The organism is Spirosoma agri, assembly GCF_010747415.1.
GTDB lineage: Bacteria > Bacteroidota > Bacteroidia > Cytophagales > Spirosomataceae > Spirosoma > Spirosoma agri.
Genome location: NZ_JAAGNZ010000036.1, coordinates 1 through 206, shown reverse-complemented (window position 1 = coordinate 206; position 206 = coordinate 1). Strand labels below are relative to the sequence as shown.

At 61.2% G+C, this 206-nt stretch carries 1 protein-coding gene; it reads right to left on the bottom strand.

Annotation, left to right across the window (positions count from 1 at the left end; translation table 11 throughout):
* On the bottom strand, positions 1–206 hold a 206-nt coding region (locus GK091_RS29355), incomplete at both ends, for a hypothetical protein (RefSeq protein ID WP_164044296.1).

The following is a 206-nucleotide window of genomic DNA, read 5'->3' as shown; positions in this document are numbered from 1 at the left end:
CCCGTGCTGGTGTAGAGGTCCACCAGGGGCTGGTAGTCGGGGCTGTTGGTCACCGTCACACTCGTTGTGGCCTGGCTGATCTGTCCGTTCGCGCTCACCGTCAAGGTAAAGCTCTGGCTCCCCGAGCCAGCCGCCGTCAGATTCTGACTGAAGTTTGCAGTGGTGGTCGAAGCACTGGTGGTGCTGGTTCCGTTGGTGAGGGTGTA